We start from the raw sequence: 24,550 nt of genomic DNA, 5'->3' as shown, positions 1-24,550 counted from the left end.
AGGCTAAGCGTCGTCCCAGGGGTTGAGCAGCGGAACGCCGAAGGCCGCAAAATCCTTCACGTTGCGTGTGACGAGTGTGAGATCGTTGACCAGCGCAGTCGCCGCAAAGAAGCCGTCCATGACGGACAATGCGACGCCGCTCTTGCGGCTCTGCGCCATGAGGTCACCCGAACGCTCGGCCACTGTTTGGTCGATCGGCAGGACGCGCTCGGCAAACCGCGCAGGCAAATCGTGGGCAAGCCAGACGGCCAGCGCGGTGCGTCGGCGACCATCCTCAAGCAATGCGATGCCACGGCGAAGCTCGGCGATCGAGGCGACGCTGATGAACGCACGGTCCTCATCGATCCTATCCAGCCATGCCACAACTTTTGGCGAAGGCGCGGGCCGCTGAACTTCCGAAAGCACGTTGGTATCCAGCAAAAGGTTCATGGCACTTCGTCGCGTGGCGTGTCGTGCAGCCGGTCGAGTTCAAGGTCAACGCCGCGTAATGGCGAGGCCAGCAGGAATTCGGCCAGGGTGCCCTTGCGCGCTGTCTTGCGCGCCCATTCCTCGACGGAAACGATGACGGCATTCGGCTTGCCGTGACGGGTGATGACCTGCGGGCCAGCCTGGGCGCGATCGATCACCTCGGACAGTCGCGCCTTGGCATTGGCCAACGTCCAGCTGTCATTCGTTGGAAGCGGGTCGGGTTCAACGTTACGATTGACCATAGGGATAAACCATTTTGACTAGTATGACTATAATCGCTCGACGCTGACCAATCAAGGTGCTGGTGCCTCCCAAATCGCCGTGGCGCTGCCCAACATGAACTCCTCTTGCTCACCAAGAAACTTCCGCTTTCGCTTCCTTTCGCCTCTCTTTCATCTTGCTTTCGTTTTTCGGTATGATCTAATCAAAAGCGAAAGTAGCCGCTCGATGGAACGGGCGGTCGCCGGGGGATGCGTCTGTTGGAGCGTATTTTCGATCTCGCCATCATCGGAGGCGGTGTTAACGGCTGCGGCATCGCGCGCGACGCGGTGGGCCGCGGCAATACCGTTTTCCTGTGCGAAATGAACGATCTGGCGAGCGGGACATCGTCGTGGTCGACCAAGCTCGTGCATGGCGGCCTGCGCTATCTCGAATATTACGAGTTTCGGCTGGTCCGCGAGGCCCTGATCGAGCGCGAGATCCTCTGGGGCATAGCGCCCCACATCATCCGGCCCCTGCGATTCGTTCTGCCGCATCACGCCGGCCTGCGCCCGGCCTGGCTGCTGCGCCTCGGCCTCTTCCTCTATGATCACATCGGCGGCCGTCACCTGTTGCCGGCGACCCGCTCGGTCGATCTCAAGCGCGATGAGGTCGGCAAGCCGCTGATCCCGAACCGCTACAGCCGCGCCTTCGAATATTCGGACTGTTTCGTCGACGACGCCCGCCTCGTCGTGCTCAATGCGCGCGATGCCGCCGACAAGGGCGCCGAGATCCGCACCCGAACCCGCGCCACCGAGATTCGCCAGTCGGACGGCGTCTGGACCGTCAGCATGGTCGATACGCTGACCGGCGCGCGCTCGCAGATCCAGGCCAAGGCGCTGATCAATGCTGGCGGACCCTGGGTCGAGGACGTGCTCGGCCGCGGCGCCGGCGTGAATGCGAAAGCCAAGGTGCGCCTGGTGCAGGGCTCGCACATCGTCGTGAAGAAGCTCTACGACCACGACCGCGCCTACATGTTCCAGAATGCCGATGGCCGCATCATCTTCGTGATCCCGTACCAGGATGACTTCACCCTGATCGGCACCACCGACCGCGACTATGACGGCGATCCTGCCAAGGTGAAGGCGACGACTGAAGAGATCGAGTATCTCTGCAAGGCGGCCAGCGAATATCTGGCCAAGCCCGTCGCGCCCGCCGACGTGGTCTGGACCTATTCCGGCGTGCGTCCGCTCTATGACGACGGCGCCAGCGAGGCCAAGGCCGCGACGCGCGACTACGTGTTCGAGCTCGACACGCCCGGCGGCGTGCCGCTGCTGTCGATCTATGGCGGCAAGATCACGACCTATCGCAGGCTCGCCGAAGAGGCCCTGGAGCGCCTTGCGCCTTACTTGCGCAGTGCGAAAGCGCGCGAGGGCTGGACCGGCAAATGGCCGCTGCCGGGCGGTGACATGAACGTATCCGACATCGACGGCCTGATCGCCGAGCTGCAGCGCGGCTATCCCTTCCTCAGCCATGAGCATGCGCGGCGCCTGGCGCGCGCCTATGGCACCCGTGCCATCAAGCTGCTCGGCGATGCAAAATCGGCTGCGGATCTCGGCCAGGCCTTTGGCGCCACGCTGACCGAGCGCGAGGTCCGCTATCTCATGGCCAACGAATGGGCCGTCACCGCCGACGACGTGGTCTGGCGCCGTTCCAAGCTCGGCCTGCGACTATCTGCCGACGAGATCGCGACCCTCGACGACTGGATCAGGAGCCATGCCGTGGCGCAAAGTCCCCTGCTGGAAACGGGAGGACGCTCATGACCGTGACACTCGATCACGTGACCCGGACCGTGGAAGGCGTGCCGCACATCCGTGACGTCTCGCTGACGCTCGAGAGCGGTACGCTCAACGTGCTGCTCGGGCCGACGCTGTCAGGCAAGACCTCGATCATGCGGTTGCTCGCCGGCCTCGACAAGCCGACCACGGGCAAGGTGTTCGTCAACGGCAAGGACGTCACCGGCGCCGACGTGCGCCAGCGCTCGGTCGCGATGGTGTACCAGCAGTTCATCAACTACCCCTCGCTCACGGTCTACGAGAACATCGCCTCGCCCCTGCGCGTGCAGGGCAAGCCGCGCGACGAGATCGAGGCGCGCGTCGCCGAGGCCGCAAAGCTGCTGCGGCTCGAGCCGTTCCTGAAGCGCACGCCGCTCCAGCTCTCCGGCGGCCAGCAGCAGCGCACCGCGATCGCACGCGCGCTGGTCAAGGGCGCCGACCTCGTGCTGCTCGACGAGCCGCTCGCCAATCTCGACTACAAGCTGCGCGAGGAGCTGCGGGCGGAGCTGCCGCGCATCTTCGAGGCCTCCGGCGCGATCTTCGTCTATGCCACAACCGAGCCGACCGAGGCGCTGCTGCTCGGCGGCAACACGGTGTGCATGTGGGAGGGCCAGGCGCTGCAGATGGGTGAGACCACCAATGTCTATCGCCGGCCGCAGACCTTGCGCGTTGCGCAGGTGTTTTCGGATCCGCCGCTGAATCTCGTGGGCCTCGAGAAGGGGAACGGCATGGTCCAATATGCGGGCGGGAGTGCAGCGCCCGCGTCCGGGCTTTATGCCGGTCTGCCCGACGGCTTCTATCGCGTCGGCTTTCGTGCCCATCAGCTCGGGCTTGCCAATGGCGAGGCCGACCGTCACGCCTTCCACGCCACTGTCACGGTGACCGAGATCACGGGTTCGGAGAGCTTCGTGCATCTGACCCGCGACGGATCGAACTGGGTGGCGGTGCTGCACGGCGTGCACGAGTTCGAGCCGGGCCAGATGCTCGATGCCGTGCTCGATCCCAATGATGTCTTCGTCTTCGATGCTGCCGACCGTCTGGTCGCGGCACCGGGCTCCATAGCGTTTTCAAGCGAAGTGCCTAGCGGCTCGCGTGAAGAAAACGCGTCAAAGAAAAAAGCTTGAGGGAGATGCGCCATGGCCCGCATTGACCTCGTCGATCTCGCCCATTCCTACGGCGGCAACGATGCGCCGCAGGAGAGCTTTGCGCTCAAGCCTGTCACCATGACCTGGCGGCAGGGCGGCGCCTATGCGCTGCTCGGCCCCTCCGGCTGCGGCAAGACCACGCTTCTGAACGTCATCTCCGGCATCATCACGCCGTCGCGGGGGAAGATCCTGTTCGACGGCAAGGACATCACACCGCTGTCAACCCAGAAGCGCAACATCGCGCAGGTGTTCCAGTTTCCGGTGATCTACGACACCATGACGGTGGGGGAGAATCTGGCGTTTCCGCTGAAGAATCGCGGCGTACCGAAGGCCGACATTGACAGGCGCGTCGCCGAGATCGGTCGCCTGCTCGATCTCGAGCCCTATCTGAACCGCAAGGCCACGCGCCTGACCGCCGACGCCAAGCAGAAGATCTCGCTCGGCCGCGGTCTCGTGCGCAACGACGTTGCCGCCGTGCTGTTCGACGAGCCGCTGACGGTGATCGATCCCGAGCTGAAATGGCAGCTCCGCTCCAAGCTGAAGGCGCTGCATCGCGAGCTCGACCTCACGATGATCTATGTCACCCATGACCAGACCGAGGCGCTGACCTTCGCCGACACCGTCGTGGTCATGCATGACGGTCGCGTCGTGCAGAGCGGCACGCCGGCCGAGCTGTTCGACAAGCCGGCGCATACTTTCGTCGGTTATTTCATCGGTTCGCCCGGCATGAACATCCTGCCGGCCGAGGTGAGGGGGCGCGAGGCCAGGATCGACGGCCACGTCATCGCGCTGAACCGCAGCTACGACAATCTGCCTGCCGGGGCGAAGATCGAGATCGGCGTTCGTCCCGAATTCGTCGAGGTGGTCGCGCCCGCACCTGGCCTGCTCACCGCCAGGATCGATCGCATCGACGACCTCGGCCGCATCCGCTTCGCGCGCGTGCGCGTCGGCGATGCCAAGCTCGCGGCGCGCGCTCCTGGCGGCTTCACCAGCGCGGACGGTACCGCCGGGCTGAAATTCGATCCGTCGCACGTCCACGTCTATGCCGACAGCCTTCTGGTGGAGGGAGCCGCCTGATGGACAAGACCGTCAACCAAAAAGCCTGGTTCCTGGTGCTGCCGGTGTTCCTGGTCGTCGCCTTCTCGGCGGTGCTGCCGCTGATGACGGTGGTGAACTATTCGATGCAGGACACCTTCGGCAACAACCAGTTCTTCTGGAACGGCGTGGGCTGGTTCAAGGAGCTGCTCGATCCCTCCACCGACCTCGGCGGCCGCTTCCTCGCCTCGCTCGGCCGCAACCTGTTCTTCTCGCTCGTCATCCTGGCCATCGAGGTGCCGCTCGGCATCGTCGTCGCGTTGTCGATGCCGCGCGAGGGCTGGACCGTCGCAGCCTGCCTCGTCATTCTCGCGCTGCCGCTGCTGATCCCCTGGAACGTGGTCGGCACCATCTGGCAGATCTTCGGGCGTCCCGACATCGGCCTGCTCGGCTACGTCCTCAATGCCATGGGCTTCGATTACAATTACGTCTCCAACGACGTCGATGCCTGGTTCACGGTCATCGTGATGGACGTCTGGCACTGGACCAGCCTCGTCGCGCTGCTGTGCTATGCCGGCCTGAAGTCGATTCCCGAAGCCTATTACCAGGCCGCGCAGATCGACGGCGCCTCGCGCTGGGCCGTGTTCAAGGCGATCCAGCTGCCGAAGATGAACCGCGTGCTCTTGATCGCGGTGCTGCTGCGCTTCATGGACAGCTTCATGATCTACACCGAGCCGTTCGTCGTCACCGGTGGCGGGCCCGGCAATTCCACCACCTTCGTGTCGATCGAGCTGGTCAAGATTGCGCTCGGCCAGTTCGACCTCGGCAAGGCCGCGGCGCTGTCGCTGGTCTACAACCTCATCATCCTGATCGTCTGCTGGATCTTCTACACCGTCATGACCAATGCCGGTGTCGAACGCAAAGTCCAGGCTTCGAGCGAGCCGGCGGCGGAGCCCAAGCCCGCGGCCGCGCTCAAGCCCGTGCCCGCACTCGAGCCAAGGGAAGGAGTGGCCTGATGCATTCGATCCCCGGCCGTCGCCTCATCATGGGGCTGTTCCTGATCTTCCTGCTGCTGCCGATCTACTGGCTCGTCAACATGAGCTTCAAGACCAACAGCGAGATCGTCTCGACGATGACGCTGTGGCCGCACACTCCGACGCTGCAGCACTACAAGCGCATCTTCACCGACGAGAGCTGGTATTCGGGCTACATCAATTCGCTCGAATACGTCGTCCTCAACACCATCATCTCGATCGCCGTGGCGCTGCCGGCGGCTTACGCCTTCTCCCGCTACCGTTTCCTCGGTGACAAGCATTTATTCTTCTGGCTGTTGTCGAACCGCATGGCGCCGGCGGCGGTCTATGCGCTGCCGTTCTTCAATCTCTATTCGGCGATCGGCCTGTTCGACACCCCCTGGGCCGTCGCGCTCGCGCACTGCATCTTCAACGTGCCGCTCGCGGTGTGGATCCTCGAAGGCTTCGTCTCCGGCGTGCCGCGCGAGATCGACGAGACCGCGTTCCTCGACGGCTATTCCTTCCCGCGCTTCTTCATCAAGATCCTGGTGCCGCTGATCGCGAGCGGCATCGGCGTCGCCGCCTTCTTCTGCTTCATGTTCTCCTGGGTCGAGCTCTTGCTCGCGCGCACGCTGACGTCGGTGCATGCCAAGCCGATCGCAGCGATCATGACGCGTACGGTGTCGGCGGCCGGCATGGATTGGGGCCTGCTCGCCGCCGCCGGGGTGCTCACCATTATTCCGGGCGCGCTGGTGATCTGGTTCGTCCGCAACTACATCGCGCGCGGTTTCGCGCTCGGCCGCGTCTGAGGAGGCATCAATGGAATCCATCGCATGGATGGCCTGGACGCTGCCGACCGCGATCTTCTTCGCCGCGCTCGCCTGCACGCTTCTCGTGATGACCTGGCTCGCCGCGGTCTATCCCGAGGCCGAGCGTGTCGGCGTGCTGCGCATCCCGACCACGCGCGGCGATCGACTGTTCATCTCGCTGATCGCGGCCGCCGTCATCCACCTCGCCTGGATCGGCCTCGTCGGCACCGACGCGATCGCTACGCTGCCTATCGGCGAGGAGGGGTTTGAAATCTCGAGCCTGTGGCTCGCATCAGGAATTTCGCTGGTCACGGCCGCGCTCATTTTCCGCACGGTCTGAAGCTTGCGAAGGGACGGCCAGATCCGGGACCAACCCGGGCCTGTATAAAAGTTTGTCGCTGCAACGGAGGAACAACATGCGACAGTTTAGGAGAAGGAAAGGTCCATTGACCAAGAATAGTTTTCTGACCATGTCCAGCGCCGCTGCGATCATCGCGGTGTCGTTCGCCGTCTCGGCGCCGGTTCGCGCCGCCGACGAGGCCGTGATCCAGAAATGGATCGCGGAATTCACGCCTTCGACGTTGTCGAAGGAGGACCAGAAGAAGGAGCTGGAGTGGTTCGCCAAGGCCGCCGAGCCGTTCAAGGGCATGGAGATCAACGTCGTCTCCGAGACGATCACGACTCATGAATACGAGGCGCAGACGCTCGCCAAGGCATTCTCCGAGCTCACCGGCATCAAGCTCAAGCACGATCTCATCCAGGAAGGTGACGTCGTCGAGAAGTTGCAGACCCAGATGCAGTCGGGCAAGAACGTCTATGACGGCTGGATCAACGACTCCGACCTGATCGGCACGCATTTCCGCTACGGCCAGACCATTGCGCTGTCGGACTACATGACCGGCGAGGGCAAGGACGTCACCAACCCCATGCTCGACGTCAACGACTTCATCGGCAAGTCGTTCGGCACCGGGCCGGACGGCAAGCTCTATCAGCTGCCCGACCAGCAGTTCGCGAACCTCTACTGGTTCCGCTACGACTGGTTCACCAATGCCGACTACAAGGCCAAGTTCAAGGCCAAGTATGGCTACGAGCTCGGCGTGCCCGTGAACTGGTCGGCTTATGAAGACATCGCCGAGTTCTTCACCAACGACATCAAGGAGATCAACGGCGTCAAGGTCTACGGCCATATGGACTATGGCAAGAAGGACCCCTCGCTCGGATGGCGCTTCACCGACGCTTGGCTGTCGATGGCCGGCAACGGTGACAAGGGCATTCCGAACGGTCTGCCGGTCGACGAATGGGGCATCCGGATGGAGGGCTGCCGCCCGGTCGGCTCTTCGGTGGAGCGTGGCGGCGACACCAATGGTCCGGCCGCAGTCTACTCGATCACGAAGTATCTCGACTGGATGAAGAAGTACGCCCCGCCGCAGGCGCAGGGCATGACCTTCTCCGAGTCCGGCCCCGTGCCGTCGCAGGGCAACATCGCCCAGCAGATGTTCTGGTACACCGCCTTCACTGCCGACATGGTGAAGCCGGGTCTGCCGGTGGTGAATGCGGACGGTACGCCGAAGTGGCGTATGGCTCCGTCGCCGCACGGCTCCTATTGGAAGGAAGGCATGAAGCTCGGCTACCAGGACGCTGGCTCCGCCACGCTGCTGAAGTCGACTCCGCCGGATCGCCGCAAGGCAGCCTGGCTCTATCTCCAGTTCATCGTCTCCAAGTCGGTGAGCCTGAAGAAGAGCCATGTCGGTCTCACCTTCATCCGTGAATCCGACATCTGGGACAAGTCGTTCACCGAGCGTGCGCCGAAGCTCGGCGGCCTGATCGAGTTCTACCGCTCGCCCGCGCGCGTGCAGTGGACCCCGACCGGCAACAACGTGCCCGACTATCCGAAGCTCGCGCAGCTGTGGTGGCAGAACATCGGCGATGCGTCGTCCGGTGCGAAGACGCCGCAGCAGGCGATGGATGCTCTCGCGGCGGCCCAGGACTCCGTGCTGGAGCGTCTGGAGAAGTCCGGCGTGCAGGGCGCCTGCGGTCCGAAGCTGCACAAGAAGGAGTCGGCCGAGTACTGGTTCGCCAAGGCTCAGAAGGACGGCACCATCGCGCCGCAGCGCAAGCTCGCCAACGAGAAGCCGAAGGGCGAGACAGTGGACTACGACACCCTGATCAAGTCGTGGCCCGCCACTCCGCCCAAGCGCGCGGAAGTGAAGTAAGCGGCGCTTAGAGCGATATCAAACACGAAAGGCCGGGAGCGATCCCGGCCTTTTTGTTTTGTCGTTGTGGTGCGAGGGTTTTTCACACCCTCGGTGTCATTGCCCGCCTAGTGCGCAATTGCGCACAGGGGCGGGCAATCCATTATTCCAGAGACGGTCGTGGTTGAACCGAGAAGCCGCGGCGTACTGGATGCCCCGCCTTCGCGGGGCATGACCAGCGTCATGTGTGGAGAAGAACCTACTCCGCCGGCTCGGCCGCCAGCGTCGGGTAATCCGTGTAGCCCTTCGCACCACCGCCGTAGAAGGTGTTCTTGTCCCAGTCGTTCAGCGCCGCACCCGCCTTCAAGCGTTCGACCAGGTCGGGGTTGGAGATGAACGGCTTGCCGAAGGCGATGAGGTCGGCGGCGTTCGCCTCCAGCACTTTGCTGGCGAGGTCGAAATCGTAGCCATTGTTGGCGACGTAGGCGCCCGAGAAGCGGTTGCGCAACGATGCATAGTCGAACGGCGCGATGTCGCGCGGCCCGCCGGTGGCGCCCTCGACCACGTGGAGATAGACCAGCTTCAACGCGCTGAGGCCGTCGACGATGTGATCGTACAGGGCCTGCGGGTTGGAATCCGAGATGTCGTTGGCCGGCGTCACCGGCGAGATGCGGATGCCGGTGCGCCCGGCGCCGGCCTCGGCGACGACGGCCTTGGAGACCTCCAGCATCAGCTTCGCGCGGTTCTCGATCGAGCCGCCATAGGCATCAGTGCGCTTGTTGGCGCCGTCCTTGGCGAACTGCTCGAGCAGATAGCCGTTGGCGCCGTGGATCTCGACGCCGTCGAAGCCGGCTTCCAGCGCGTTCTTCGTGGCGCGCTTGAAGTCGTCGATGATCCCGGGAATCTCGGAGAGCTCGAGGGCGCGCGGCTCGGAGACGTCGGCGAAGCCGCCGTTGACGAAGGTCTTGCCCTTGGCTCGGATCGCGCTCGGTGCCACCGGGGCTGCGCCATTCGCCTGCAGATCGACATGCGAGATGCGGCCGACATGCCAGAGCTGGATGAAGATCTTGCCGCCGCGTTCATGCACCTTGTCGGTGACCTTGCGCCAGCCGGCGACCTGCTCCTTGCTATAGATGCCGGGCGTGTCCTGGTAGCCCTGACCTTGTTGCGAGACCTGGCTCGCCTCGGTGATCAGCAGGCCCGCGGATGCACGCTGGGCGTAATATTCGGCGGCGAGCGGACCGGGCACGAAGGTGCCGGGTACGGCACGGTTGCGCGTCAGCGGCGCCATGACCAGACGGTTGGCCAGCGTGATCGGGCCGAGCTTGTAGGTCTCAAACAATTTGGTCGAACGGCTCATGGGAATGCTTCCGGGCGGTGAGAGGTCTCGAACAATTGTGCATCGCGACATCGGGCGCAAGGGATGAGCCATACGCAAAGTGCAGGCGAGCTACGCGGCAGGGCGCGCGTAGCATAATTCGTGTGCAATGTCGGCTGCGACAGCGAAATCCCACTGTCGCGGCCGTGCGATTTCACAAATCAGTTCGCGCCGAGGAAATCGCGCTTGCCGATCTCAACGCCGTTGTGACGCAAGATGCCGTGGGCGATCGCGGCGTGGAAATAGAGGTTCGGCAGCGAGAACGAGCTCAGGAATTGCTGTCCCGTCATGGTGATGGTCTTGCCGGGGCCGATCGGAAAGGTGACGTCCTTGGCGTCGGCGCCCTCAAACTGCTCGGGCTTGAAGGATTTGACATAGTCGATCGTTTTCGCCAGCCGCTGCTTCAACTCCGCAAAGCTGGTTTCGGTGTCGGGCGTCGAGGGGACCTCGCTATGCGTCAGCCGCGCACAGCCTCTGGTCGGATAGTCGCTGACCAGCTGGATCTGCCGCGACAGCGGCAGCATGTCCGGGAAGAGGCGCGAGCCGAGCAGGACGCTGGGATCGATCTTCCTGGCCGCGCAATGCGCCTCAGCTTTGGTGAGCAGCCCGGTCACGCTGTTCAGCATCTGCAAATAAGCGGGGACGACGGCGTCGTAGAAGGACATGTGATGCTCGCTTCAAATGGTGGGAAATCTCAGGAGGAAACCTGAGCCACTCACATGGGAGCCTCATGGAAAATTGCAATCGCGGAAAGCCGCTTGTGCGATGCGAAAGTTCTACCGCACCGTCGTCTGGGGCAGGACCTGCGCCGTGCCGCCGCGCATGCGCGCAAGCAGCTCGGCGGTCGGCCAGGAATCCGCCGGCAGGCCGTACTTGATCTGCGTCGCCTTCACCGCGGCGCGGCTCTGCTGCCCCAGCACACCGTCGACCTTGCCGACGTTGAAGCCGGCGCGCACCAGCAGCTGCTGCAATTCCTTGAGCTCGTTGAACGGCAACTGCGCGACCGGCGCAGCCGGCTTGCGCATCGGCGCCGCCCCGGCGATGCGCGAGGCGAGATAGCCCGCGGTGGTCGCGTAGATCAGCGAGTTGTTCCACTCGGTGTAAGCCGCGAAATTCGGATAGGCCATGAAGGCCGGCCCGAAGCGCCCCATCGGCAGCAGCACGGAGGCTGCGAGATTGTCGTTCGGCAAGGGCCGGCCGTCGGGATAGGTGACGCCGAGTTGCGCCCATGTCGAGCGCGGCTCGCGTACCGTGAGATCGGTCTTTTCCCACGGCAGGTTCGGCGGCACCTTGATCTCCTCCAGCCACGGCTCGCCGCGCCGCCACTTCAATCCGTTTGCGATGTAGTTCGCGGTCGAGCCGATCACGTCGGCCGGCGAGCGCAACAGATCGCGCCGTCCGTCGCCGTCAAAGTCGACCGCGTAGTTGACGTAGTGCACGGGCAGGAATTGGGTCTGGCCGAGCTCGCCGGCCCAGGAGCCGATCATCTCGTCGGGATGCAGATCGCCGCGGTCGATGATCTTCAGCGCCGCGATGGTCTCGTTCACGAACATCTCCGAACGGCGGCAATCATAGGCGAGCGACACCAGCGATTTCAGCGTCGGCAAATTGCCCATGTTGGCGCCGAAATCGCTCTCGAGGCCCCAGAACGCGGCGATCACCGCGGGCGGCACGCCGTATTCCTTTTCCGCGCGCGCAAACGCCGCGGCGTATTGCTTGATGTGCTGCTGCCCGTTCTGCATGCGATAGGCCGCGGCCATGCGGCCGGCGAATTCGGTGAAGAGCTGTCCGAACACGCGCTGGCCGCGGTCGCGGTTGACGATGCCCTGGTCGTAGACGAGATAGGGCGATGCCTCCGCGATCGTGCGCTGCGACACGCCGGCGGCCACCGCCTGTTGCTTCACCTCGGTCAGGAAGCGATCGAAGCTCGCGCCATTGTGGCACGAGGCGGCGCGCGGCGAGGGGGCCTTCGGCACTGCGGGCTTGGCAGGAGGCGGAAGCATTTGGGCGGATGCCGTGGCCGTGCATGCGATAAGCGCGAGGGCCGCGATCGGAAATCGGGTCTGGACCATGGGGGTTCCGGCGGGGAAGGGCAGGCGTGGATTCGGCCGAAGTTTAGGGGAAGCGGCCGCCCCAGGCCATCCCCACCCTGCACCTGATCTGGAGGACGATAGGTCGCCCGCCTTGGTGCGCAGGGGCATGTATTCAGAAATCAAGCGATCGGCTCGGTTGGATCAATCCCGCCGAATCGGGGTTGACCTGTCGAAACCGTTACGGAAAGGCTCGTTCTGTGGCCGAGTTGCCTCCGGCGTCGACGCAACGAACACCGGCCGTGCGAGCCGCAACCTCGCCCATGCTCACGGCCGGCGGCATCGTCCTAGCCATCGGAGCCCTCTATCTCGGCCGGGAAATCTTCGTTCCTTTTGCCCTTGCGATCCTGCTGAGCTTCGTTCTCACGCCCTTGGTCAATTGGCTGAGACGTTGGAAAGTGCCCCGCATTGCAGCGGTGCTAATTGCCGTTTCCATTGCCTTCATCGTCGTCGCAGGGGTCGCCTTGGTCGTTGGGCGCCAACTGGTCCAACTCGCCAGCAACCTTCCCAATTATCAGACCACCATCACCGAGAAGATCCGCTCGTTGCAAAGCTCCGCGCCGGGCGGTGGGGTCGTCGACGCCGTTACCACGACGATGCAGGATCTCGGCAGAGAGATCTCGGGAGATGAGAAAAAGTCGGCGGCTGCATCCTCCCGGCTTGGCACCGGCAGTGAGAGTCGGGAGCCTGTCACCGTGCGGGTGGAGCCGCCACAGCCGAGACCGCTGGAGCTCATTCGATCGGTCATAGGTCCATTGCTGGCGCCGCTTGCGACTTCCGGGCTGGTCGTCATTTTCGTGATCTTCGTGCTGCTCGAGCGCGAAGACCTGCGCGACCGATTCATCAAGTTAGCCGGAGCCGGTGACCTTCAGAAGAGTACTCAGGCCATCAACGATGCTGCCTCGCGGGTCAGCCGCTATCTGCTGATGCAGCTTGTTGTCAATCTGACTTACGGCGTGCCGATCGGTGTTGCACTCTACTTTGTTGGCGTGCCGAACGCGATTCTTTGGGGCTTGCTCGCAGCGGTACTTCGATTCATTCCCTACCTCGGTCCTTTCCTGGCTGCTATATTTCCCGTTGCCCTGGCCATCGCCGTCGATCCAGGCTGGACGATGCTGTTCTGGGTCGTCGGTTTGTTCGTTACGGCTGAACTCGTCAGCAACAATGTTGTCGAGCCTTGGCTTTACGGATCCAGCACCGGGCTGTCGTCCCTCGCAATTATCATCGCCGCGATCTTTTGGACGATGCTGTGGGGACCCGTCGGGCTGTTTCTGGCGACACCTTTGACCGTCTGCCTCGTCGTCATGGGGCGCTACGTCCCGCAGTTGGAGTTCTTGGGCGTTCTGCTCGGCAGCGACCCTGTGCTCGCGCCGGAGGAGCAACTCTACCAGCGCCTATTGGCCGGCAACCTGGAGGAGGCGGTTGAGTTCGCCGAGAACTATGTCGACGAGTGTTCCTCGCGCGAGCTGTACGACAACGTCGGAATTCCGGCGCTGCGCCTGGCGGAGAATGATCGTCAGCGCAGCGGCATCGACACCAATTACCGGCGTCTTGTTGCGGATACGGCTATTTCGGTTGTCCGGGAGGTTGATGACCATATCCGCGAAAAAGCGAATGCAGTGGACGAGGGAAATCACACTGCGCAGCGACCATGCGTCCTCTGTCTCGCTGGACGCACGGAGCTCGATCATGCAGCGGCGGAGATGCTCGCGCAGGTGCTCGAGGAACGCACCATCGGCGCCAAGGTCTTGCCGCCGATCGCGGTCAGTCGGGGAGCATTGGAGCAACTCGATCTCCAGGGGGTCGACGTGGTGTGCCTGTCCTACTTTCACCCGCAGCCGCAGGTCTACGCCCGCTATGTCTTTCGTCGCCTGCGCCGTCGGGCTCCACAGGTGAAGCTTGCCGCCTGCTGCTGGAATTTGATCGCCGGAACGGAACAGACGGGAGAGCTCAACACCCAGATGGGGGCCGACGCGGCATTCGCCTCTCTTCAAGCATGCGTTGAGCAGGTTGAAGCATGGGTCGGTCGCGCGGCAGCTCTCGGCGATCCGCCCCAGCTCACGGCCGACGCCGAACGTGCGCAGCTCGCCGCGCTGCGCGGACTTGGCTTGAACGCCTCGAAACGCCAGGACCTGGATGAGGCGTCCAGAAAGGTCGCGCAAGCGTTCAACGTTCCGATCGCGCTGGTGACATTGGTCGATCATATTCAGCTAACCGCCGCTGAAGCCCGCGCCCAAGAAGTTCAAGCAGGTCTGCCGAGCAATCACGAGGGCTCCCTCGACGCGCATGTGATCGCTGCAGGCGATATGCTGGTTTCGGAGGATGTGACCGAAGACCCGCGCTTCGCCGACGATCCGCATGTGCTGGAGCGAGGCATTCGCTTCTACGCGGGGGTCCCGCTCCGGACTTCATCCGGTCATGTTGTAGGCTGCCTTTGTGTCATCGATACTCAGCCGCGGGAGTTCACCGACCGGGATCGTGACCGCCTGCAGGAGATGGCGAAGCAATTGATGATCGATATCCAGAGCGCTCGAGTGGCCACAGGCGTCGAGTCGGATAGCTCGAGAGAGGTGCATCCCGCCCCCTAGCGGCGAGTAAGCGGACCTTGCCGCTACCAGTGGGTGGCGCTAGCCGAACAGCCGCATCAGCAGCGCCTTACCGACCGGGAGCGCCCTGACGCCCCGATAGGCCCGAACATACTCGCCGGCATAGAACGCCCTGATTGCATGCACGCGCGTGTCCATGCCTTCCGCGAACCGCACGGCAAATCCATCAATGGTCCGCCGCACCACGATGGCCGCGATCGAGCGGCCGTAGATCTGGCACTCGATCGTGCTCCCAGGCGCCGGCGGATCGGGATCGATTAGCCGCGCACCGGTGATGGAGATATCGGCGAGCCGCGCCAGATGCGACCTGCCGTCCTGGCGCAGCAGCACCGGCTCGTTGCGATTGAAGCGCTCCGCCTTGCGCTTGCGCGGCTGCTCGATGCAGACGAAGCAGACCACGGTGAGGATGAACGCGTTGTAGAAGCTCCAGGCCAGCGCCAGTCCGCCATAGGCGATGTTCTCGCCGCGCTGCTGCAGGATGAAGGCATAAGCGATGGATGCGAGCGTGATGAAAAGTGCGCAGCCGTAGATGCGCAGCAGCGGCCATTCGACGAAGCGTCGGTCGCGGTCGCCGCCTTTCGCGGTGACCTTGAACTTGTGTCCCTTCGGCTTCAACAGGCCGGTCGCCACCGCCTTGAGCACGGCAGGCGCGGCAATCAGTTGGGAGACATCCGTCATCATTGCGAGCGAGCGGCCGCGCGAAAGCCAGGCCATGCTGAGGCCGTTCCAGACATAGAAGGGCAGAAAGACCCGCAACAGCTCGCTCAGATCAGCCCGCACCGCCTGGATGCCGAACAGCAGGAACAGCCAGGGCACCACAAGGCCCGCCACTTTCGAGGTGTAGACCGCGGACCAGCTCATGAAGGCGTCGGCCAGCGAGAGGCGGTCGATGAAGGGCAGCTTCGAGTCCCGCGAGAGCGGTCCGCTGCGGCCGCGCACGATCTGCATCAAGCCGAGGCACCAGCGGGCGCGCTGGGTGATGTATTCCTTCAGCCCTTCCGGCGCGAGCCCGATCGTCAGGCGCTCGTTGAGATAGATCGTATTGAGTCCGCGTTCCTTGAGGCGCAGCGTGACGAGATAGTCCTCCGTCACCGAATCGGTCGGAAAGCCGCCGATCCGCATCAGTCCGGAATAGCGGATGAGGGAGGAGGTGCCGCAGCAGAACGCGACGCCCCAGGCGTCCTTGGCCGGCAGCAGGATGTCGAAGAAGAAGCGCTGCTCGTCGGGCCAGACGTCGGTCGCGGCGAGGTTGGTCTGGATCGGGTCGGGATTGATGAAGTGCTGCGGGGTCTGGACCACGCCGACCGACGCATCGTCCATGAGCGAGACGGTGCGCGCAAGGAAATCGGGCCGCGGCACGAAGTCCGCATCGAGAATGGCGACGAACTGCGGCCGCTCCGGCAGCGCCCCGACATGCCTCAGTGCGTGATTGATGTTGCCTGCTTTGGCGTGCTGGTTGTCGGGCCGCGTCAGATAGTGGCAGCCGAGCTCGCCGGACAGCCGCCGCAGCCAGGGCCGTCTTCCGTCGTCGAGCACCCAGACGCGGTAATTGCCGTAGTCCATGCCCGTCGCGCCGATGATCGTACGCTCGAGGATCCCTCGTTCCTCGTTGTAGGTGCAGATGAAGACGTCGATCAGCGGTGCGCCCGGATCGGTGGTGCGGCCGTCGACCTTCGCTGCGCCGGTGCGGTCGCGCGTCCGGCTCAGGAACAGCAGCGACAACGCGACCGCGACGAGCGAGGCGGCCTCCAGCAGCATGAAGGGGTAGCCGATCACGGCATCGACGGTCAGGCGCGGCGGCGGAAGCGTCGACATGATCCGCCAATAGAGATAGCGCAGCAGCAAGGTCACCGAGACAATGGCCAGGAACGAGCGTGCCATCGTGCTGTCGCGCCTCAGCAGCGGTACGATCGCCATGAAGGCGCCGAGCGCGATCAGGCCGGGCGTCAGCGCCGCCGTCACGGTGCGGTCTCGTGCCGCGCAAACACCACGCGGCCGGTGCGGCCGACCGTGCAGGCGCGAGCTGCGGCATCGCGCGAGGCCACGGTCACACGATAGGGCTCCTTGCTCAGCGCATCCGGATTGATGGCGAGATTGGCCGGCGCGCCGGCAGCGCCGGTCAGGTTGACCACGGTGCCGGAGATCGGCTCGCCGCCGTCATTGGGCTCGAACGTCGCGTGGTCGCCGAGCTGCAGGCGGTTGTAGACGTTCTCGGTGACATTGGCGGTGATCACGGCGCCGCTGCAATCGAGCACTTTGAGCAACGGCTGGCCTGCCTGCACGTCCTCGCCCGGCGATGTCATCATTTCCCAGACGCGGCCTGCGACGGGTGTCGTAATGTTGGCTTCGGTGAGATCCGCGAACCGAACCTCCTCGACGATGATCTCGTTGGCGAGCCAGGCGATCTCCGTGTCGGTGCGCGCGAGATCGGCCTCGAGGTCGCCGGCACGCTGGCGCATCTCTTCCTCGCGCTGAACCGAGCTCGGCCGGTCGTTGTAGCTGTCGCCGAGGAAGGATCCGTTCCGTGCCGCGGCGAGCTCGACCTTGGCCGCGTCCAGCCGCTTGCGCGCACCGAGCTCGGTCTGTTGCGACACCGAGAGCTCGCGCGTCAGACGTGCCAGTTCGACGGTCGAGACATTGCCCGATTTTGCCAGCGAGGAGGCGCGCTCGACGGCGGCACTGGCCTCGTCCCGCCGCGCCGCCGCAGCCTCGATCGAGGTCTGGATCTCCGCGATGCGGGCCTCGAGCTGGAGCACGCGTCCGTCGCGAAATAGCGCGGCCTGCCGCGCCAGATCCTTTTGTGCCGCCTGCGCCGAAGCGAGCTTCGCCGCAAGGCTCGGCCGTTCATTCTCCAGGCGCGATTTCTGCCGCCGGAGATCGTCGAGCCGGGTGCGATCGCCGCGCGAGTTGAAGACGCGCAGGACGACGGTCCCGGCTTCGAGCTTGGCCTGGTCAGTGACGCGCTGGGCGGCTGCGACGCGGCCACCGATCGGAGTCCGCAAGGTGACGAGGCGGGAATTCAGCACGGCTTCGACGCTCGAATTTTCCCAGATCGCCCGCAGCGGCAGCCAGCCGAACACGGCGACGATGGCGAGCCCGATCGCGACCTTGGCGCCGCGCCGCAGATACGGCCAGCGGCGCCCCGATTCTTGCCCGCTCTGCGTCGTGGAAGCATGGTCGGACTCGTCATTGGTGAAGAGGTGCTCGTGCAGGGAGTCTTGCAAACCCTTCGCATCAGTTCTGGCGTCGTGAGGAGAGGGGGCGGATGAGGGGGCGACGGAGGCGGCGCTCGAGCGGTCTACCATGGCGGTCACCTTGCTGACGGGAGGCCAACGGGAACCCGGTCAATGCACAAGGCCAATGCCGCGTGCCCGGTTACCGCGAGTTATGCGGAAATTGCGCTTTCCAGGTTGCTAAGCCTCTGCGTGTGTTTTTGCGCAAATCCCGGTCAAGCTTTAGTGGCGGCGGAAAGGCTGGCTGGCGCCGCTAGCGTCTGCGGCTCCACGACGCACGAACCTTGCAGCCGGCGGCCGCATTCATACTTCGAAGGTGCCGGCCAGAGGTTCGCCCGCGGCCGCCCCAGGAGACGGCCATGAACTATTTTCGTACCGCAATGCTGCTCGCTGGCCTGACCGCCCTGTTCATGGGCGTCGGCTATCTGATCGGAGGCGCCTCGGGCGCCATGATCGCGCTCGTCATTGCCGCCGCAACCAACCTCTTCACCTACTGGAACTCCGACCGCATGGTGCTGTCGATGTACGGCGCCCATGAGGTCGATCGTTCGACCGCGCCGGAGCTGGTCGGCCTCGTCGCCGAGCTTGCGGGCCGTGCCGGCCTGCCGATGCCGCGCGTGTTCGTGATGGATGAGATCCAGCCCAACGCGTTCGCCACCGGCCGCAATCCGGAAAACGCCGCGGTCGCCGTCACCACCGGTCTGATGAACCAGCTCAGCCGCGAGGAGCTCGCCGGTGTGATTGCGCACGAGCTCGCGCACATCAAGCATCACGACACGCTGCTGATGACGATCACCGCGACCATCGCCGGTGCGATCTCGATGCTGGCGCAGTTCGGCATGTTCTTTGGCGGCAATCGCGACAACAACAGCGGTCCGGGCATCATCGGCTCGATCCTGTTGATGATCCTCGCTCCGCTCGGTGCCATGCTGGTGCAGATGGCGATCAGCCGGACCCGCGAATATGCCGCCGACAATCTCGGTGCGCGCATCGTGGGACAGCCGATGTGGCTGGCCTCTGCGCTGGTGAAGATCGAGGGCGCTGCGCACCAGGTCCCGAACTACGAGGCCGAGCGAAACCCTGCGACCGCGCACATGTTCATCATCAATCCGCTGTCGGGCCATGGGGTGGACAACCTGTTCGCCACCCACCCGTCGACGCAGAACCGCGTCGCCGCGCTCCAGCAACTGGCGGCCGAGCTCGGCGCGCGCGCGGCGCCGTCGGTCGGCGCCAACGAGAACTATCCACCGCGCGGGCCGTGGGGCCGCTCCTCCTCACGTCGTAGTCCCTGGGGCTGACGGAGCCGGCAAGGATTGCGTCTGGCTTTGTGATCTGGCGCACACAGGGGGGTCCGCGACCAGTGTTAACTCCTCGGCGTGACCATTCCTTCGAAAGGGGATGGGTGGCTGACGCGCTGCCGGCCACCGTCGAAGATGACCAGAATTGCCGTACCATTGCTGATCGTCCTTTGCGTGCTCGTCGGCTTGTCCACGCACATGGTCGTCAATTGCGGCGACGAGGATGATCCCGACATCTGCTCGGCCGTGATCGGCTTCTCGCCGCTGCGCGGCTCGCTGATCGCCTTCGCCTATGCGGGACGTGGACGGATCGCGCTGCGTCACGGCGACTTCAAGCGGGCGATCGCCGATTTCGACGAGGCCATTCACCTCAATCCCAACCGCGCTTCGCTCTATCGCGACCGGGCGCTGGCGCGCCGGCAGAATGGCGACCTCGAGCTTGCCATTGCGGATTACGACGAGGCGATCGCGCACGATCCCAAGCGCGCGGCACCTTATCACCAGCGCGGTCTCGCGCTCGCCGCAATGGGCGATCTCGACCGCGCCATCCTGAGCTACAGCACGGCGGTCCGCCTCGACCCCACCGATGCGCAGGCCCGTCTCGACCGCGGCCTTGCGTTCCTCGCCCGCGGCCAGACGGACGACGCCCGCGCCGATTTCGAGGCCGCGCTGGCGCTGCCCGCCGGCAAGGACGGTCGCGCGCGAGAGGCCGCGCGCGCCAAGCTCGCGGAACTCGCCAGCGCCGAGCCGACACTGGTGGCCGCGCCGCGAAGATGAGGATCTGGCGCGGCATTTGCGGCGGCACCCTCTCACGTCTTTAGGACAGGTGGCTTGCCGCATAGCGGCGAGATCGGTGAGAGATGCGGAAAGCGAGACTGTCGCGGCTGTCTGCTGCGCGTATGAACCAATTCAACTAGTATTGAGTTGGATCAATACTGGCAGGGTCCAGAGTGCATCCATGTCGTGCGCCCCTGGAGGAGCTTCCAATGTGCAAATGGGCTTTGACGATTCTGACCCTGAGTATCGCTCTGACAGCGGGGCAGGCTCGGGCCCAAAAATATGACCCGGCTTATCCCGTTTGCTTGAACGTCATTTCTCGCGGAATGACGCCATACTACCGATGCAGCTTCACGACGATGGACCAATGCAGGGCGTCGGCAAACGGCCAGATGTGCGTCCTCAATCCCTACTACGCCGGTCCTCCGGCGAGAGGAAACGCTCGGCGGCATCATCGCCAGACCTACGCGCCACCGAGGGCGCCGGTCCAGTACCGGGCGGTACCCTATAATCACTTCAATGAACCCTATTATGGGGCGTCCCAAGGTTACGCGCCTGGCGAGAAAGAGCGCTTTCTCCAAAGTGTGAGGCAATACATGTGAGGGATGTCGCTCGACTGTTCGACCAGCCCATGCCTGGGGCGGAGGAATCGTTGACGTCGCGGCCGGCCCGATTGCGGCGGCCGCGAGGGAGCGCGTCGCAAACGCGCAACGCGGCGATCCGATCAAGCCGGAGATAATTGGGAGACAGGCCGGCGAGCCTCCAGATCGCCAATCCCGTAGCGGCGATCGGTTCAACGGCAGGGCTATCGCATTTGGGAGTTTTTCCTTGCGGCCATCCTTCGAGACGCCCGCTTTGGCGGGCTCCTCAGGATGAGGGCGGAATGCGCGGCAGCAGTTTCAACGCGCACCGATGCTGATTAGCCTCATCCTGAGGAGGCGCGTCAGCGCCGTCTCGAAGGACGAGGCGCGTGCGCAGGCCGCCGCCGCAAGTCATATGCGATAGCCCTGGGTGCAACGACTACGTCTTCTTTTTCGCTTTGGCTTTCTTTGCGGCCTTCTTCGCCGGCTTCTCGTCCTTTGCCTTCTTCTCCGCTTTCACCGTAACAGGCGTGCTGGCGGCGAGGCGCATCGACCGCGCGTAGCTGTCGGCGACGTTATCGGCGGACATCTGCAGGCGCTTGGCGGCTGCAGTCGCCTGCTCCATGGTGGCCTTGGCCATGATCTTGAAGCGCTCGCCAGTCTCCTTGCCCTTGGCCTTGGCCGCAAGGCTGTTGAAGCGATCCCGCCGCTCCTTGGCACGGGTCATCAGGCCCGTATGCAGCTGTCTGGCCAATTGCCGGATCACGACATCCAGGTCGGCTTCCGCCATGGTCTCTCATCCCCTTCGAAAACGGTATCGATGCGGGCGGGACTATGCAGATCGGACCCCGGCTTGGCAATTCCCGGCTGTGCGTCATCCGCAGCTTACCGAGCGCGCGAAACAAAAAAGCCGCGCTGTTCGCGCGGCTCTTTGGCTTGGCTTGGCGCCGTCCGCTCATTTCAGCGAGGCGACCGGGCCGTTCGAGGCCGCCGGCTCGGGGTCGAAGCCGAACACGCCGACGAGATATTTGTAATAGTCCGGCATCTTCTCCTTGAGCGCCTCGCGCGACTTCGGATCGTGGAATTCGCTCTTGCCGGCCAGGAAGATGCTGGCGGTCACCGCAAAGAACTCCATGGGATTCTTCATCGCATAGGATTCCTTGGGCAAGAGGTCCTTGGACTTGGCGAGGGCGTAGTAGGTGATCACGCCCTTGTTGGCGTAGCCGTCCGGCAGCAGCCGCGCGTGGAAGGCGTGCAGCATCTCGTGCAGCAGCACGGCCTCCTTCTCGTAGCGCATCATGTCCGGCCGCAGCATGATCACGCCGAGGCCCGAATCGACCGCGAGGTCGACGGCATTAGGATTGGTCCAGCGCTGCTTGGCGGGGTCCCAGACCGTCAGGGTCCGGGGCGCGGTGCGCTGCATGTCCGGCGTGACCCGGCCGTAGCAGGCGGTGGCGGCGCCTTCGTCGAGGCAGGCGAGTTCGCTCGCGACGATCGGAACGGTGTGGAAGAAGCGCAGCACGCGCGGGGAGAGGCCGACGCCTTCGACGACGTCGATCTGGCTCTTCAGGTTCTCGGTGAGCTTGTCGACATCCTTGCGGTCGCGGTTCTCGGAGATGTCGAACATGTAGCCGCGGTAGCTCTGGAAGCCCGGCGGCAGCGGCTGCGCCGCGCCGGCATCGAGCGACCCGGCGATGGTTGGACTGGCGAATAGCGCGCCGACGATGGTTGCGGTCAGCAGCAACGCAATGCGCATGATGAACCCCCTGATGTCACTTCGCCCGGCAGATTAGGCCGCCCTTGTTTGCGAAAAGTGAGTGCGGCGAGACTAAGGCACTGATGTTGAGGCGTGCTTAACCGTTGGTTGCAGATCGCGCGGGCGGATTAGGGGCGGGTTAACCAAGCGTGGATCGGCTGCGCGCTTCGGCGTAACATCCGCCCGGGCTCGAGGCCCTCACATCATAGCCGGAAGGGGAGGATGCCATGTATGCCGCCATCCGTCAGGCCAAGGCAAAAAGCGGGAGCGCGGAAGAGCTGACGCGCCGCATCAAGGACGGCGCCGTTCCCATCATCAGCGACGTCGACGGTTTCCGCGCCTATTACGTCGTCTATGGCGGCGACGACACGGTCACCGCGATCTCGATCTTCGACAAGTTCGAGCAGGCCGAGGAAGCGAACAAGCGCGCCATCGCCTGGATCGAGAAGGATCTCGGCCCGCTGCTCGCCGGCGACGCCCGCGCCGTGGCGGGACCGGTGATTGTGCATACGCTGGCGTGAGGGCGCACGCTATTGATGACCGGAGCGGCGACCACACACTTGGTCGGCATGCCCGGGCTTGACCCGGGCATCCACGTCTTTCTGCGTACGCGGAAGCGCGTGGATGGCCGGGTCAAGCCCGGCCATGACGGAAGAGAGAGTGTGTGCCTCACAACTCCCTTGCATTCGAGAACGCAAAGCTCGACACCCGCCGCGTCGTCTCGTCCAGGATCAACGTGCGTGTGATCGGCGGCTCGGCGCGCTGGGCGCAGTTCTCGCGCTCGCAGAGGCGGCAGTTGACGCCGATCGGGGTGCCCTCGGCCTTCTCCAGGTCCATGCCGGTGGCGTAGGTCAGGCGGGCGGCGTGGCGGATCTCGCAGCCGAGGCCGATGGCAAAGCGCGGCTGCGGCAGCGGATGCGGCGCCACGGGGCGGCGCACCATCTGCGCGATCGAGAAATAGCGCGTGCCGTCGGGCAGCTCGATCACCTGCTTGAGCAGGCGATCCGGCGTGTCGAAGGTCGAATGCACATTCCAGAGCGGACACGTGCCGCCGAATTTCGAGAACGGGAAGGTGCCGGAGGAGAAACGCTTGGAGACGTTGCCGGCATTGTCGACGCGCAAGAGGAAGAACGGAATGCCGCGTGCGTTCGGCCGCTGCAGCGTGGTGAGGCGGTGGCAGACCTGCTCGAAGCCGGAATTGAAGCGCTGTGCCAGCACGTGGATGTCGTAGTTCAGCGCTTCGGCGGCCGCGAGGAACGCCGGGTAGGGCATCATCACGGCGGCGGCGAAGTAGTTGCCGAGCGTGATCCGGAACAGCCGCCGCGGCGCATCGTCCAGCGGGCCGGCCCGGCCGATGATGGTCTCCAGCGCCTGCGCGCATTCCGCCAGGCCCAGCTGGAAGGCGAGCTGGAATGCGCGGCCGGGCGGATCGACCAGCTCCGAGATCAGCAGCTGCCGGCGGTGGCGGTCGAATCGGCGGAGCGTCTCGCGCATCACGTCGACCGGCATGATGCGGGTCTGGATCGAGTGCTTCTCGCGCAAGCGCGTTATCAGCGCGGCATACAGCCCTTCGGCGGGCTCGTTCAACTCGTCGCGCAGATTTTCCGCCGCCTGCTCCAGCTCCGGAAAATAGTTGCGGTTGGCCTCGATCAGCTCGCGCACGCGCTCGACCGGATTGGCTTCAAAGCGCGTGCCGACGTCGCGGTCGGCCATCTGCGCCGCGGCCAGCGTCTCGCCCTGACGCGCCTCGGTATAGGCCGCGTAGAGCCGCTGCAGCGCATGGGTGACGCCGGGGCAGAGCTCGGCGAGGTCGCGCAGCTCCTGCTTGGGCACGTCGATCTGCCGAAACAGGGGATCGGAGAAGATCTCGTTCAGCTCGGCGAAGAAGCGGTCCTCGTCCGCGGTGGCGAGATCGCGCAGGTCAAGGTCATAGGTCTCGGCCAGCCGCAGCAGGATCTGCGCCGTGACCGGGCGCTGGTTGCGCTCGATCAGGTTGACATAGCTGGGCGAGATCCCGAGCCCCTCGGCGATCTGGGTCTGCGACAGCCCCAATTGCTGCCGGATTCGCCGGAAGCGCGGGCCGACGAAGAGTTTCTTGCCGGAATCGGCGGGCATGTCTCAGATCTCCAGACTCAA

General features: G+C 64.4%; 22 protein-coding genes. 12 read left to right on the top strand and 10 right to left on the bottom strand.

Features of this window, described 5'->3' with window-relative positions:
- Positions 1-3: 3 nt before the first annotated feature.
- Together I6F28_RS34665 and I6F28_RS34660 are read right to left on the bottom strand one after the other, a co-directional pair.
- Positions 4-429 (bottom strand): type II toxin-antitoxin system VapC family toxin, encoded by a 426-nt coding sequence (locus I6F28_RS34665; RefSeq protein ID WP_225127868.1) that lies wholly within the window; start codon positions 427-429, stop codon positions 4-6.
- The gene (locus tag I6F28_RS34660; protein ID WP_225127867.1) at positions 426-710 is read right to left on the bottom strand and encodes a type II toxin-antitoxin system Phd/YefM family antitoxin; all 285 of its coding nucleotides are present in this window, start codon (positions 708-710) and stop codon (positions 426-428) included. Before I6F28_RS34660 ends, I6F28_RS34665 begins: the two co-directional genes overlap by 4 nt.
- Positions 711-938: 228 nt before the next feature.
- Between I6F28_RS34660 and glpD the strand changes: the two genes are divergently transcribed.
- From glpD to I6F28_RS34625, 7 genes are all read left to right on the top strand, one after another.
- A complete protein-coding gene (gene glpD / locus I6F28_RS34655; RefSeq protein ID WP_128262995.1) occupies positions 939-2,489 on the top strand; it encodes a glycerol-3-phosphate dehydrogenase in 1,551 nt (516 codons plus the stop codon).
- Entirely contained in the window at positions 2,486-3,625 is a 1,140-nt protein-coding gene (locus I6F28_RS34650) for an ABC transporter ATP-binding protein (RefSeq protein WP_074448120.1), read from the top strand. Before glpD ends, I6F28_RS34650 begins: the two co-directional genes overlap by 4 nt.
- Positions 3,626-3,637: 12 nt before the next feature.
- Positions 3,638-4,723: an ABC transporter ATP-binding protein gene (locus I6F28_RS34645; protein ID WP_225143206.1), complete on the top strand. Its 1,086-nt coding sequence runs from the start codon at positions 3,638-3,640 to the stop codon at positions 4,721-4,723.
- A complete protein-coding gene (locus I6F28_RS34640) occupies positions 4,723-5,697 on the top strand; it encodes a carbohydrate ABC transporter permease (protein ID WP_036024799.1) in 975 nt (324 codons plus the stop codon). The genes I6F28_RS34645 and I6F28_RS34640 overlap by 1 nt, the downstream gene beginning before the upstream one ends.
- Entirely contained in the window at positions 5,697-6,503 is an 807-nt protein-coding gene (locus I6F28_RS34635) for a carbohydrate ABC transporter permease (protein ID WP_036013847.1), read from the top strand. The genes I6F28_RS34640 and I6F28_RS34635 overlap by 1 nt, the downstream gene beginning before the upstream one ends.
- Before the next feature lie 10 nt (positions 6,504-6,513).
- Positions 6,514-6,843, top strand: a complete 330-nt coding sequence (locus I6F28_RS34630) for a DUF2160 domain-containing protein (RefSeq protein WP_036013844.1) — start codon at positions 6,514-6,516, stop codon at positions 6,841-6,843.
- A 130-nt stretch (positions 6,844-6,973) separates the two neighbouring features.
- Positions 6,974-8,716, top strand: a complete 1,743-nt coding sequence (locus I6F28_RS34625; RefSeq protein ID WP_036013842.1) for an ABC transporter substrate-binding protein — start codon at positions 6,974-6,976, stop codon at positions 8,714-8,716.
- 238 nt (positions 8,717-8,954) lie between these two features.
- Here I6F28_RS34625 and I6F28_RS34620 read toward each other — a convergent pair whose 3' ends face one another.
- From I6F28_RS34620 to I6F28_RS34610, 3 genes are all read right to left on the bottom strand, one after another.
- Entirely contained in the window at positions 8,955-10,055 is a 1,101-nt protein-coding gene (locus I6F28_RS34620; protein ID WP_225143359.1) for an alkene reductase, read from the bottom strand.
- A 179-nt stretch (positions 10,056-10,234) separates the two neighbouring features.
- Positions 10,235-10,738 carry a DUF1993 domain-containing protein gene (locus I6F28_RS34615; RefSeq protein WP_036013837.1) on the bottom strand — a complete coding sequence of 168 codons (504 nt, stop codon included), beginning with the start codon at positions 10,736-10,738 and terminating at the stop codon, positions 10,235-10,237.
- Positions 10,739-10,849: 111 nt separating this feature from the next.
- A complete protein-coding gene (locus tag I6F28_RS34610; RefSeq protein WP_225143357.1) occupies positions 10,850-12,145 on the bottom strand; it encodes a lytic murein transglycosylase in 1,296 nt (431 codons plus the stop codon).
- A 281-nt stretch (positions 12,146-12,426) separates the two neighbouring features.
- Here I6F28_RS34610 and I6F28_RS34605 point away from each other — a divergent pair, with 281 nt between their 5' ends.
- Positions 12,427-14,751, top strand: coding sequence for an AI-2E family transporter (locus I6F28_RS34605; RefSeq protein ID WP_225143356.1), 2,325 nt, complete (start codon positions 12,427-12,429; stop codon positions 14,749-14,751).
- A gap of 39 nt (positions 14,752-14,790) precedes the next feature.
- On the opposite strand, the gene I6F28_RS34600 is transcribed toward I6F28_RS34605, so the two are convergent.
- Together I6F28_RS34600 and I6F28_RS34595 are read right to left on the bottom strand one after the other, a co-directional pair.
- Positions 14,791-16,731, bottom strand: a complete 1,941-nt coding sequence (locus I6F28_RS34600; protein WP_074448122.1) for a glycosyltransferase — start codon at positions 16,729-16,731, stop codon at positions 14,791-14,793.
- A complete protein-coding gene (locus tag I6F28_RS34595; RefSeq protein WP_370129480.1) occupies positions 16,728-17,993 on the bottom strand; it encodes an HlyD family secretion protein in 1,266 nt (421 codons plus the stop codon). Before I6F28_RS34595 ends, I6F28_RS34600 begins: the two co-directional genes overlap by 4 nt.
- Positions 17,994-18,361: 368 nt before the next feature.
- Between I6F28_RS34595 and htpX the strand changes: the two genes are divergently transcribed.
- From htpX to I6F28_RS37675, 3 genes are all read left to right on the top strand, one after another.
- Positions 18,362-19,300, top strand: a complete 939-nt coding sequence (gene htpX, locus I6F28_RS34590; RefSeq protein ID WP_036037078.1) for a zinc metalloprotease HtpX — start codon at positions 18,362-18,364, stop codon at positions 19,298-19,300.
- Between the two features lie 135 nt (positions 19,301-19,435).
- Positions 19,436-20,077 (top strand): tetratricopeptide repeat protein, encoded by a 642-nt coding sequence (locus I6F28_RS34585; RefSeq protein WP_225143354.1) that lies wholly within the window; start codon positions 19,436-19,438, stop codon positions 20,075-20,077.
- 209 nt (positions 20,078-20,286) lie between these two features.
- Complete coding sequence (locus I6F28_RS37675) at positions 20,287-20,679, top strand: DUF3551 domain-containing protein (protein ID WP_346656761.1); 393 nt, start codon at positions 20,287-20,289, stop codon at positions 20,677-20,679.
- Between the two features lie 418 nt (positions 20,680-21,097).
- Here I6F28_RS37675 and I6F28_RS34575 read toward each other — a convergent pair whose 3' ends face one another.
- Positions 21,098-21,448 carry a hypothetical protein gene (locus I6F28_RS34575; RefSeq protein WP_225143353.1) on the bottom strand — a complete coding sequence of 117 codons (351 nt, stop codon included), beginning with the start codon at positions 21,446-21,448 and terminating at the stop codon, positions 21,098-21,100.
- Positions 21,449-21,613: 165 nt separating this feature from the next.
- On the bottom strand, positions 21,614-22,414 hold the full coding sequence (locus I6F28_RS34570) for a hypothetical protein (RefSeq protein ID WP_036024809.1): 801 nt from the start codon (positions 22,412-22,414) through the stop codon (positions 21,614-21,616).
- A gap of 227 nt (positions 22,415-22,641) precedes the next feature.
- Here I6F28_RS34570 and I6F28_RS34565 point away from each other — a divergent pair, with 227 nt between their 5' ends.
- Positions 22,642-22,935 (top strand): hypothetical protein, encoded by a 294-nt coding sequence (locus I6F28_RS34565; RefSeq protein WP_036013813.1) that lies wholly within the window; start codon positions 22,642-22,644, stop codon positions 22,933-22,935.
- Positions 22,936-23,083: 148 nt separating this feature from the next.
- Here the strand turns inward: I6F28_RS34565 and I6F28_RS34560 are convergent, their stop codons facing one another.
- Positions 23,084-24,529, bottom strand: coding sequence for a helix-turn-helix domain-containing protein (locus I6F28_RS34560; protein WP_036013804.1), 1,446 nt, complete (start codon positions 24,527-24,529; stop codon positions 23,084-23,086).
- Positions 24,530-24,550 lie beyond the last annotated feature (21 nt).

The sequence above is a fragment of the Bradyrhizobium sp. NBAIM14 genome, from assembly GCF_020193895.1.
Taxonomy (GTDB): domain Bacteria; phylum Pseudomonadota; class Alphaproteobacteria; order Rhizobiales; family Xanthobacteraceae; genus Bradyrhizobium; species Bradyrhizobium yuanmingense.
The sequence above is the reverse complement of the archived record's forward strand: the minus strand, read 5'-3'. Positions and strand labels throughout refer to the sequence as shown.

Coding starts and splice junctions, on each gene's coding strand:
- I6F28_RS34665 (WP_225127868.1), bottom strand. CDS start 429: ATGAACCTTTTGCTGGATACCAACGTGCTTTCGGAAGTTCAGCGGCCC.
- I6F28_RS34660 (WP_225127867.1), bottom strand. CDS start 710: ATGGTCAATCGTAACGTTGAACCCGACCCGCTTCCAACGAATGACAGC.
- glpD (WP_128262995.1), top strand. CDS start 939: ATGCGTCTGTTGGAGCGTATTTTCGATCTCGCCATCATCGGAGGCGGT.
- I6F28_RS34650 (WP_074448120.1), top strand. CDS start 2,486: ATGACCGTGACACTCGATCACGTGACCCGGACCGTGGAAGGCGTGCCG.
- I6F28_RS34645 (WP_225143206.1), top strand. CDS start 3,638: ATGGCCCGCATTGACCTCGTCGATCTCGCCCATTCCTACGGCGGCAAC.
- I6F28_RS34640 (WP_036024799.1), top strand. CDS start 4,723: ATGGACAAGACCGTCAACCAAAAAGCCTGGTTCCTGGTGCTGCCGGTG.
- I6F28_RS34635 (WP_036013847.1), top strand. CDS start 5,697: ATGCATTCGATCCCCGGCCGTCGCCTCATCATGGGGCTGTTCCTGATC.
- I6F28_RS34630 (WP_036013844.1), top strand. CDS start 6,514: ATGGAATCCATCGCATGGATGGCCTGGACGCTGCCGACCGCGATCTTC.
- I6F28_RS34625 (WP_036013842.1), top strand. CDS start 6,974: ATGTCCAGCGCCGCTGCGATCATCGCGGTGTCGTTCGCCGTCTCGGCG.
- I6F28_RS34620 (WP_225143359.1), bottom strand. CDS start 10,055: ATGAGCCGTTCGACCAAATTGTTTGAGACCTACAAGCTCGGCCCGATC.
- I6F28_RS34615 (WP_036013837.1), bottom strand. CDS start 10,738: ATGTCCTTCTACGACGCCGTCGTCCCCGCTTATTTGCAGATGCTGAAC.
- I6F28_RS34610 (WP_225143357.1), bottom strand. CDS start 12,145: ATGGTCCAGACCCGATTTCCGATCGCGGCCCTCGCGCTTATCGCATGC.
- I6F28_RS34605 (WP_225143356.1), top strand. CDS start 12,427: ATGCTCACGGCCGGCGGCATCGTCCTAGCCATCGGAGCCCTCTATCTC.
- htpX (WP_036037078.1), top strand. CDS start 18,362: ATGAACTATTTTCGTACCGCAATGCTGCTCGCTGGCCTGACCGCCCTG.
- I6F28_RS34585 (WP_225143354.1), top strand. CDS start 19,436: ATGACCAGAATTGCCGTACCATTGCTGATCGTCCTTTGCGTGCTCGTC.
- I6F28_RS37675 (WP_346656761.1), top strand. CDS start 20,287: ATGTGCAAATGGGCTTTGACGATTCTGACCCTGAGTATCGCTCTGACA.
- I6F28_RS34575 (WP_225143353.1), bottom strand. CDS start 21,448: ATGGCGGAAGCCGACCTGGATGTCGTGATCCGGCAATTGGCCAGACAG.
- I6F28_RS34570 (WP_036024809.1), bottom strand. CDS start 22,414: ATGCGCATTGCGTTGCTGCTGACCGCAACCATCGTCGGCGCGCTATTC.
- I6F28_RS34565 (WP_036013813.1), top strand. CDS start 22,642: ATGTATGCCGCCATCCGTCAGGCCAAGGCAAAAAGCGGGAGCGCGGAA.
- I6F28_RS34560 (WP_036013804.1), bottom strand. CDS start 24,529: ATGCCCGCCGATTCCGGCAAGAAACTCTTCGTCGGCCCGCGCTTCCGG.